Source organism: Streptomyces profundus (assembly GCF_020740535.1).
GTDB classification, from domain to species: Bacteria; Actinomycetota; Actinomycetes; order Streptomycetales; family Streptomycetaceae; genus Streptomyces; species Streptomyces profundus.
Map to the genome: position 1 here is coordinate 6,339,584 of NZ_CP082362.1, position 11,308 is coordinate 6,350,891.

Annotated in this window: 1 protein-coding gene; it reads left to right on the forward strand. The window is 75.7% G+C overall.

Translation table 11 applies throughout. The features are described from left to right. Positions 1-26 precede the first annotated feature (26 nt). Positions 27-11,141: a type I polyketide synthase gene (locus tag K4G22_RS27270; RefSeq protein WP_228083111.1), complete on the forward strand. Its 11,115-nt coding sequence runs from the start codon at positions 27-29 to the stop codon at positions 11,139-11,141. Positions 11,142-11,308: the final 167 nt, after the last annotated feature.

The window sequence follows — 11,308 nt, forward strand, 5'->3', positions numbered from 1 at the left end:
CCCGGTTTCAACTGGAGAGAACCCCCATGCCCAACGACGCCAGCTCACCGCAGAACGAGGAGAAGCTCCTCGACTACCTCAGGCGTGCCACCCTCGATCTGCGTAGGACCCAGCAGGAACTGAGCGCCGTCCAGGCACGAGAGCAGGAGCCCATCGCCATCGTGGGGATGGCCTGCCGCTACCCGGGCGGGGTCGCCTCGCCCGAGGATCTGTGGCGCCTTCTCTCCGACGGGGTGGACGGGGTGTCCCCCTTCCCCACGGACCGGGGCTGGGACCTCGACGGGCTGTACGACCCGGACCCGGACGCCCACGGCAAGACCTATGTCCAGTCCGGTGGCTTCCTGGAGGGGGTCGACCAGTTCGACCCGGCCCTGTTCGGCATCTCGCCGCGCGAGGCCCTGATGATGGACCCCCACCAGCGGCTCGTCATGGAGCTGGCCTGGGAGACCTTCGAGCGCGCCGGCATCGACCCGCTGTCCACCCACGGCGGTGACATCGGCACGTTCATCGGCACCAACCCGCTCGACTACCACCTGGGGGAGACCGACACGCCCGAGGGCGACCCGGGGCACCGGGTCACCGGCAGCGCGCCCAGCATCATCTCCGGGCGCATCGCCTACACCTTCGGCCTTGAGGGGCCGGCGGTGACCGTGGACACCGCCTGCTCCTCGTCGCTGGTCGCCCTCCACCTCGCGGTCAACGCGCTGCGGCTCGGCGACTGTTCGATGGCGCTCGCCGGCGGCGTCGCCGTGCTGTCCCTGCCGGCCGGCTTCGTGGGCTTCAGCCACCAGCGGGCGATGTCCAAGGACGGCCGCTGCCGGGCCTTCTCCGCCGACGCCGACGGCATGGGCATGGGCGAGGGCGCCGGCATGCTGCTGGTGGAACGCCTCTCCGACGCGCGCCGCAAGGGCCACCCGGTGCTGGCCGTGGTGCGCGGCTCCGCCATCAACCAGGACGGCGCCTCCAACGGCCTCACCGCGCCCAACGGCCCGTCCCAACAGCGCGTCATCGAGGCCGCCCTGGCCAACGCGCGGCTCACCGCCGACCACATCGACGCCGTCGAGGCACACGGCACCGGCACCACGCTGGGCGACCCGATCGAGGCCCAGGCGATCATCGCCACCTACGGGCAGAACCGGCCGGCCGACCGGCCGATCTGGCTCGGCTCGCTGAAGTCGAACGTCGCCCACACCCAGGCGGCGGCCGGCGTCGGCGGCGTCATCAAGTCCGTGCTGGCCATGCGGCACGGCATCCTCCCCAAGACGCTGCACGCGGACCAGCCCTCGACCAAGATCGACTGGGACGCGGGCGCCGTGGCCCTGCTCGGCGCCCCCACCCCGTGGCCCGACCGGGGGCAGCCGCGCCGGATGGGCGTCTCCTCGTTCGGGGTGAGCGGCACCAACGCGCACGTCATCCTGGAGCAGGTCACGGAGGAGCTGGAGCCCGCGCCCGCCGCCGACGGCGCCGAGCCGGCGGCGCTGCCCGAGGGCACCCCCGTCCCGTGGGCGCTCTCGGGGCACACCCCCAAGGCGCTGCGGGAGCAGGCCGGCCGGCTGCTCAACCACCTCGACGACCACCCCGAGGAGGACCTCGGGGCCGTCGCCCACGCGCTGCTCACCACCAGGGCGGCGCTCGACCACCGCGCGGTGGCCGTCGGCGCCGACCACGCCGAACTGCGGCGCGCGCTGCGCGCCATCGCCGACGACACCCCCGAGGCGGCGGAGAACGCCGCCGTCGGCGGCGTCAGCGAGGGCATCGGCCAGCCGGTGTTCGTCTTCCCCGGCCAGGGCTCCCAGTGGCTCGGCATGGCGGTCGAACTCCTCGACTCCACACCGAGGTTCGCCGAGGAGTTCCACCGTGCCGCGGCCCCCGTCGAGGCGCTGGTCGACTGGTCGGCGCAGGAGGTGCTGCGCGGCCCGGAGGACAGCGAGGAGCTGGCCCGCGTCGATGTCGTGCAGCCGCTGCTGTATGTGGTGATGGTCGCGCTGGCCGGGCTCTGGAAGAGCTTCGGGGTGCGGCCCGGCGCGGTCGTCGGCCACTCGCAGGGCGAGATCGCCGCCGCCGTGGTGGCCGGCGCGCTGACCCCCGAGGACGGGGCGCGGATCGTCGTGATCCGCAGCCGGCTGATCCGCGAACGGCTGGCCGGCCGGGGCGGCATGGCCTCGGTCGCGCTGGGCCGCGAGGCGACGGAGGAGCTCCTCGCCCGCTGGGACGACCGGCTCACCGTGGCGGCGGCCAACGGCAGCGGCTCCACCGTGATAGCTGGCGAGACAGCGGCCGTCGACGCGCTGATCGCCGCCTGCGAGGCCGAGGAGATCAGGATCCGCCGCATCCCGGTGGACTACGCCTCGCACTCCCCGCAGGTGGACGAGATCGCCGAGGAACTCCGCGCCGCCCTGGCCGACATCAGGCCCCGCTCCTGCGATGTGCCGTTCCACTCCACCGTCGAGCGCGGCCCGATCGACACCGCCGGCCTCGACGCCGACTACTGGGTGCGGAACCTGCGGCAGCCCGTCGAGTTCGCCGACGTCGTCGCGCGGCTGACGGAGACGGGCCAGCGGGTGTTCGTCGAGTCGAGCCCGCACCCGGTGCTGATGATGGCGGTGGCGGAGACCGCCGGCGCCGACACCCTGACCGTGGGCTCCCTCCGGCGGGGCGACGGCGGCCTCGGACGTTTCCTGCTCTCCCTCGGCGAGGCGTGGTCCTGGGGCGTCGACGTCGACTGGTCCGTGCTGCCCCTCGGCGGCGCCCGGCGCCATGTCCACCTGCCCACCTACGCCTTCCAGCGCCAGCGCTACTGGGCCTACGACCACGCCGCGCGGGACGCGGTGGAGGGCCGGGCCGCCGGCCCGGTCGACCAGGCCGAGGCGGAGTTCTGGGACGCGGTGGAGCGCCAGGACGTGCGGGCCCTCTCGGACGCGCTGGCCTTCGAGGGCGACGAACTGGGCGGCGTGCTGCCCGCGTTGGCGTCCTGGCGACGCCGGCGCCGCGAGCAGTCGGCGCTGGAGTCCTGGCGCTACCGGATCGACTGGAACCCCCTGCCGTCCACCGCCGTCGGGCGGCTGACCGGCACCTGGCTGCTGGCCCTGCCGGCCGACGCGGACCAGCACGCCTGGGCCGAGGGCGCCGCCGGGGCCATCGAGGCGCACGGCGCGGCGACGGCCAGGCTGACGGTGCCGGCGGGCAGCGGCCGGGAGGAGCTGCGCCGGCTCGTCGCCGACGCTGTCACCGCCGTGGGGGACACCCCGATCGCCGGCGTCCTCTCGCTGCTCGCCCTCGACGAGAGCCCCGCCCCCGACGTGCCGGCCGTCACCAGCGGCACCCTCGGCAACCTGGCCCTGATCCAGGCGCTCGGGGACGAGAAGGTCACCGCCGCGCTGTGGTTCGCCACCCGGGGCGCCGTCTCCGTCGGCGCCGCCGACCCGCTCACCCACCCCGAGCAGGCGGCCACCTGGGGCCTCGGCCGGGCCGCCGCGACGGAGTACCCGCACCGCTGGGGCGGGTTGGTCGACCTTCCCGAGTCCGTCGACGAACGCTCCGGCGCCCGGCTGGCCGCGCTCCTCGCCGGGGAGCTGGGCGATCCGCGCGAGGACCAGGTCGCCGTGCGCGCCGCCGGCGTCCACGCGGCGCGGCTCACCCGCATGCCGCGTCCCGGCAGCACCAGCGACTCCGGCTGGCGCCCGCCGCGCGGCACCGTGCTGATCACCGGTGGCACCGGTGGCATCGGCGGCCATGTCGCCCGCTGGCTCGCCCGCGAGGGCGCCGAGCACCTGCTGCTCACCAGCAGGCGCGGCGCCGACGCCCCCGGCGCCGCCGAACTGGCCGACGAACTGACCGCGTTGGGCGCCCGGGTGACCGTCGCTGCCTGCGATGTCGCCGACCGCTCGGCGCTCGCCGGGCTGCTCGCCGACCTCCCCGCCGAACTGCCGCTCGGCGCGGTGTTCCACACCGCCGGCGTCCTGGACGACGTGATCCTGGACACCGTCACCCCCGAGAGCATGGGGCATGTCGCCGCGGGCAAGGCCCTGGCGGCGCGCCATCTCCACGAGCTGACGGCCGGAGCTGACCTGGCCGCCTTCGTGCTCTTCTCCTCGTTCGCCAGCCTCCTGCCCAACGTCGGCCAGGGCAACTACACGGCCGCCAACAACTACCTCGACGCGCTGGCCCTGCACCGCCGCGCCGAGGGCCTGACCGCCACCTCCGTCCAGTGGGGCTCGTGGGGCGGCGGCGGACTCACCGAGGGCGAGCTGGGCGAACGGCTCAGCGCGGACGGCGTTCCGCAGATGGCGCCGCAGCTCGCCATCGCCGGGCTCGCCCGCGCGCTCGGCGACGACGACGGCCTGGTGGCCGTGGTCGACGTCGACTGGAACGTGGCCGCCTCGCCCACCTCCGTCTCCCGGATCGCGCCGCTGATCACCACCATCCCCGAGGCCAGGCGCGCCTTCGACGGAGGCGAGAAGGCCGCCGCCGGCCAGGGCACCGACCTGGCGGTGCGGCTCGCCGCGCTCGGCGACGCCGACCGGGACCGCGAGCTGGCCGATCTGGTCCGCACCCAGGCCGCCATGGCCCTGGGCCACGCGGACGGCGAAGCCGTCGCCGGCACCCGGGCGTTCAAGGACCTGGGCGTGGACTCGATGATCGCCGTCAACCTGCGGAACAGCCTGAGCCGGACCACCGGCCTGCCGCTGCCCGCCACCCTGGTCTTCGACCACCCCACCCCCAACGAGCTGGCCGCGTTCCTCAAGGAGAGCCTCTTCGGCCGGTCCGAACAGCCCCGGCCCGCCGCGCTGCCAGCCGCCGGGACCCCCGACGACGACGACCCCATCGCCATCGTCGGGATGGCCTGCCGCTTCCCCGGCGGGGTGACGTCCCCCGAGGACCTCTGGCAGCTGGTCGCCGAAGGTCGCGACGCCATCGCCGAGTTCCCCACCGACCGGGGCTGGGACATCGACGGCATCTACGACCCCGACCCCGAGGCCCCCGGCAAGACCTACGTCCGCGAGGGCGGGTTCCTCGACGACGCGGGGCGCTTCGACGCCGGCTTCTTCGGGATCTCCCCGCGCGAGGCGCTGGCGATGGACCCCCAGCAGCGTCTGCTCCTCGAAGTGTCCTGGGAGGCGCTGGAGCGCGCCGGCCTCGCGCCGGCCGCGCTCCAGGGCAGCCCGGTCGGCGTCTTCATCGGCGGCGGCCAGCGCGGCTACATCCCCTCCGACGGCGAACTGCCCGAAGGCACCGAGGGCTTCCTGATGACCGGCAACGCGTCCAGCGTGATGTCCGGCCGGATCTCCTACACGCTGGGTCTCGAAGGCCCGGCGGTCACCGTCGACACCGCCTGCTCCTCGTCGCTCGTCGCGCTGCACCAGGCGGCGCAGGCGGTGCGGCAGGGCGAGTGCGGAATGGCGCTGGTCGGCGGCGTCACCATCGTGCCGGACGTGGACCTCTTCGTGGAGTTCAGCCGGCAGCGCGGCCTGGCGCCCGACGGCCGCTGCAAGGCGTTCGCCGACACCGCCGACGGCACCGCCTGGGCCGAGGGCGTCGGCGTGCTGGTGGTCGAGCGCCTCTCCAGCGCCCGCGCCGCCGGCCATCCGGTGCTCGCCGTGGTGCGCGGCTCCGCCGTCAACCAGGACGGCGCGTCCAACGGGCTGACCGCGCCCAACGGCCCGTCGCAGCAGCGCGTCATCCGGCAGGCGCTGGCCAACGCCCGGCTCACGCCCCAGGAGATCGACGCCGTCGAGGCGCACGGCACCGGCACCTCACTCGGCGACCCGATCGAGGCCCAGGCGCTGATGGCCGTCTACGGCCAGGACCGCGCCGACCGGGAACCCCTCTGGCTGGGCTCGGTCAAGTCGAACATCGGCCACACCCAGGCAGCCGCCGGCGCGGCCAGCATCATCAAGATGGTGATGGCCATGCGCTCGGGATCACTCCCCGGCACCCTGCACGTCGATGAGCCCTCCTCACACATCGACTGGTCCGCGGGCCAGGTGGAGCTGCTCACCGAGGCCAGGCCGTGGCCGGAGCGGGACGAGCCACGCCGTGCCGGCGTCTCGTCCTTCGGCATCAGCGGCACCAACGTGCATGTCGTCCTGGAGGAGGCCCCGGCCGAGGAGCCGGCCGAAGAGGCCGCCGAGTCCGCGGCGCCCGCCCGCCCCGATGTGCTGCCCTGGGTGTTCTCCGGGCGCGGCGAGCGGGCGGTGCCCGCGCAGGCGCGGCGGATCGCCGCGTTCCTCCGGGACGGCGAGGGCCGCGACCCGCTCGACGTGGCCTGGTCGCTCGCCGCCACCAGGTCCGCCTTCGAACACCGCGCCGTGGTCGTGGGCGGCTCGGCCGGCGAGCTGCTCACCGGCGTCGACGCGGTGGCCTCCGGCGCCGCGCACCCAGGCGTCGTCACCGGCGCGGTGCGCGGCGACGACGGCAGGACCGGCGTGCTGTTCGCCGGCCAGGGCGCGCAGCGCCTCGGCATGGGGCGTGAGCTGTACGAGGCGTTCCCCGCGTTCGCCCGCGCCTGGGACGAGGCGAGCGCCGTGCTGAACGGGCTGCTGCCGGCCCCGCTCCACGAGGTCGTGTGGGGCGACGACGCGGCGGCGCTGGACGACACCCGGTGGGCCCAACCCGCGCTCTTCGTCTACGAGGTGGCGCTCTACCGGCTCGTCGAGTCCTGGGGTGTCCGCCCCGACTTCGTCGCCGGCCACTCGGTGGGCGAGATCGCCGCCGCGCATGTCGCCGGGGTGCTCTCGCTCGCCGACGCCGCCCGGCTGGTGGCCGCGCGCGGCCGGCTGATGCGGGCGCTGCCCGAGGGCGGGGCGATGGTCGCCGTCGCCGCGCCCGAGGACGAGGTGCGCGCCGCGCTCGCGGGACACGAGTCGACCGCCGGCATCGCGGCCGTCAACGGCCCCGAGGCCACCGTGGTCTCCGGCGAGGAGGCGGTGGTCGTCGCCGTCGCCGAGCGGTTCGCCGCGCGGGGCGTGAAGACCCGCAGGCTGCGGGTGAGCCACGCGTTCCACTCCCCGCTGATGGAGCCGATGCTGGACGAGTTCCGCGCGGTCGTGGAGGGTCTGAGCTTCGGCGCCTCCACGCTGGGCGTGGTCTCCACCCTCACCGGCGAGCGGGCCACCGCCGACACCTGGGCCGACGCCGACTACTGGGTCCGGCATGTGCGGGAGCCGGTGCGGTTCGCCGACGCGGTCCGCGTCCTGGAGGGCGAGCGGGTGCGGCACCTCGTCGAGGTCGGCCCCGACGGCACGCTCTCCGGGATGGCGGCGCAGTGCGTCTCCTCGCCGGACGCGGTCCGGCTCGCGGCGCTCGCCCGCAAGGACCGCGCCGAGCCAGGGGCGCTCGTCGAGGGGCTCGCCCACGCCTGGGTCGCCGGCGCCACGGTGGACTGGGCCGCGATCTGCGCCGACGGACAGCGCGTCGAACTGCCCACCTACTCCTTCCAGGGCGACCGCTACTGGCTCAGCGCCCTGCCCGGCAGCGCCGGCTCCGTCACCGAGTTGGGGCTGCGGTCCGCCGGGCACGCGCTGCTCGGCGCCGCGACCACCCTGGCCGACGGCCGGGGGGCGCTCCTCACCGGGCGGCTTTCCCCCGCCGCGCACCCGTGGGCCAGGGAGTCCCCGATCGACGGGGTCCAGGTGCTGCCCGAGGCGGCGCTCCTGGACGTCCTGGTCCGCGCCGGCGACGAGGTCGGCTGCGACCGGATCGCGGAACTCACCGTCCACACCCCGCTGGTCATCCCCGAACGCGGGGGAGTGCGACTCCAGATCGTCGTCGACGGCGCCGACGAGTCGGGCCTGCGCCCGTTCTCGCTGTACGGCGTCGGGGACGAAGAGGGGGACGGCGCGGCGGCCGACGCGGAGTGGACCCGGCACGCCACCGGCGTCCTCGGCACCGGCGGCGCCTCGCACGGTGCCGAGCTGGCCGCCTGGCCGCCGGCCGGCGCCGAGCCCGTCGACCTCGCCGAGGTCACGGCGCATGCCGGGGAAGCCGGGGAAGCCGGGGAAGGTATGGAGCCGCGGGAGCGCGTGGCCACCCTGCGCGCGCTCTGGCGGCACGGCGACGACGTCCTCGCCGAGGTGGTGCTGGCCGAGGGTGCCTCGACGGCCGGGTTCGGCCTTCACCCCGCCCTGCTGGACGCCGTGTTGGGGCCGGTCGCCCGCTGGCGCGCCGACGGCCGCCAGGTGCGCCTCGTCGCCCTGCGGGACGCGGCGCTGCACGCCACCGGCGCCACCGTGCTGCGGGTGCGCCTGGCCGCCCCGGGCGGCGACCAGGAGACGGTGACGGTCACCGTGGCGGACGGTGCCGGTCAACCCGTGCTGTCCGTCGACGCCCTGACGCTGAGCCCGGTGTCCGTCGAAGGACTCGGGCGGGCCACCGGCCACCACGACTCGCTGTTCACCCTGAACTGGGTGACGCTCCCCGAGCCGGCGGCGGCCACCGCCACCACGGCGACGGTGCGTGAGGTCGCCGACCTCGCGGCGCTCGCCGGGGGCGACCTGCCCGAACTGGTGGTCCACCCGGTCGCCACCGGCCTGGACGCCCAGGGCACGCTGCTCCGGGTGCTGCCGCTGATCCGCTCCTGGGTCGGCGCCGACCGGTTCCAGGGCGCCAGGCTGGTGTTCGTCACCCGCGCGGACGAACTCGCGCACGCGGCCGTCGCCGGCCTGCTGCGCTCCGCGCAGAACGAGCACGCCGACCGGCTGGTGCTGGTCGACAGCGACACCCACGGGGACGACGAGTCGGGCCTCGACCCGGTCGACGCCGGCCGGATCGCCGAGGTGCTGGCCACCGGGGAGAACCAACTGCGGCTGCGCGGCGGCAGGCTGCTGGCGCCCCGGCTGGCCAGGGCCCGCGTCGGCGGCGTCCCGACCCCGCCGGAGAGCGGCCCCTGGCGGCTCACCTCCCGTGCCGCCGGCACCCGGGGAGAGCTGGCGTTCGTCCCGCTGCCCGACGCCGGCCGGGAACCGCTCGGCGCGGGCGAGGTCCGCGTCGCGGTGCGCGCCGCCGGACTGACCCCGGCGGGCGCGGTACTGGGCCGGGCGGGCGCGGGTGTGGTGCTGGAGGCCGGCGCCGAGGTGACCGGACTCGCCCAGGGCGACCGGGTCTTCGGCCTGCTGCCCGACGCCGTCGCCACCGAGGCCACCGCCGACCACCGCTGGCTGGTGCCCATCCCCGACGGCTGGTCCTTCGAGGAGGCGGCGGCGCTGCCCTGGCCGTTCCTCGTCGCCTGGTCGGCGCTGGTCGACGAGGCCGACATCGGCCCCGAGCACACCGTGCTGGTGCACGGCGGCTCCGGCGGGATCGGCATGGCGGCCGTGCAACTCGCCCGCCATCTGGGCGCCGAGGTCTTCACCACCGCCTCGCCGGCCACCTGGGACGCGCTGCGCGAACTCGGCGTGGAGGACACCCACCTGGCGTCCTCCCACTCGCTGGACTTCCACCAGGAGTTCGCCGCCGCGACCGGCGGCAGGGGCTTCGACATCGTGCTCAACTCCCTCTCGGGGAAGGCCGTCAACGCCACCCTGGACCTGATGCCGCGCGGCGGCCACTTCCTGGATCTGGGCGGCGACGACCAGTCGGGTGCCGTCACCCCGGCCCACTCGGGCGTCAGCTACCGGATGGTGGAGGCGCTCCCCGAGGAGTCGGGCGACCGGATCGGTCGGCGGCTGCGGGAGACGGTCGCGCTGCTGCGCGACGGCGCGCTGCGGTTCCCGCCCGTCCGGGCCCTGGACGTGCGACAGGCACCCGAGGCGCTGCGCCTCGCGGGCGACGCCGAACACACCGGCGAGGTCGTGCTGAGGCCGCGCGCCTGGGACCCCGACGGCACCGTCCTGATCACGGGCGGCACCGGAACCCTGGGCAGCCTGCTCGCCCGCCATCTGGTGGCGACACACGGGCTGCGGCACCCGCTGCTGATCTCCCGTCGCGGCGACACCGCCGAGGGCGCCACCGAACTGGCCGCCTCGCTCAAGGAGTTGGGGGCCGAGCCGCGGATCGTCGCCTGTGACGCCGGCTCCAGGGAGGCGGTCGTCGAGCTGCTCGCCTCGATTCCCGCCGACCGGCCGCTGCGCGCCGTGGTCCACACCGCCGGCATCGTCGAGGACGGCCTGATCGAGTCCCTGACGGACGAGCAGGTCGAGCGGGTGCTGCGCGCCAAGGTCGACTCGGCCCGGCACCTGGACGAGCTGACGGCCGAGCTGGACCTGACGCACTTCGTCCTCTACTCCTCGGTCTCCGGGTTGTTGGGCGGCGTGGGGCAGGGCAACTACGCGGCGGCCAACGCCGTGCTCGACGCCCTGGCCGAGCGCCGGCGGGAACGCGGGCAGGCGGCCGTCTCCCTGGCCTGGGGCCTGTGGGAGGACGCCAGCGGCATGACGGGCGCGCTCGCCGACAGCGACCGGGCGCGCGTCGCCAGGGCCGGCCTGCGGCCCATGCCCGCCGGCGAGGCGCTGGCGCTCTTCGACGCGGCGCTCGCCCACGGCGCGCCCCTGGTGGCGCCGGTCCAGCTGGATCTGGCCACGGTCAGATCGGCCGCCGGCGGCCAGGTGGCGCCCCTGATGCGGGGTCTCGTCACGGCGCCGGCCCGGCGCACGGCCGGCGAGGGCAGCGCCGCCTCCCAGGCGGCCGAGCTGCGCGCCCGGCTGCTGGCCACGCCGGCCGCCGAGCGGCAGTCGGTGCTCACCGACCTGGTCAGGGAGCACGCCGCGGTCGTGCTCGGATTCCCGGACCTGACCCGGATCGACGCGGGGCAGCCCTTCAGGGACGCCGGGTTCGACTCCCTGACGGCCGTCGAGCTGCGCAACCGGCTGACCGTGGTCACCGGCGTGCGGCTGGCCGCCACCATGGTGTTCGACTACTCAAGGCCCGCCGAGCTGGCCGAGCACCTGCTGGGCGAGATGCTGGCCGACGTCGAAGAGCCGGCCGGCGCCGAACCCGGGGACCCGGTCGAGGCGGAGTTCCGTGCCGCCCTCGGCGAGGTCTCGATGGCGGCGTTCCGTGACGCCGGCGTGCTCGGCATCCTGCGCCGCCTGGTCGGACAGGAGGAGGCAGGGGAGCGCCAGGCCGAGCCGGTGGCCCGTGACTCCATCGCCACGATGGACGTCGCCGACCTGGTGAGCCGGGCCCTTCGGCGCGACAAGCCCTGACCGACGCGGGGCACCCGATGTTCGGGCCCGGGAGACCCCCCGGGCCCGACTCTGGGGTACGGCCCGGGGGCGGGTACCGGGGTGGGCGCGGAGCGTGTCGCCAAGAATCGCCGAAGGGGCCACCCCGCCGCCCGGAGTGCCGAGTCGAAGAGCAACAAGCGCCCGAT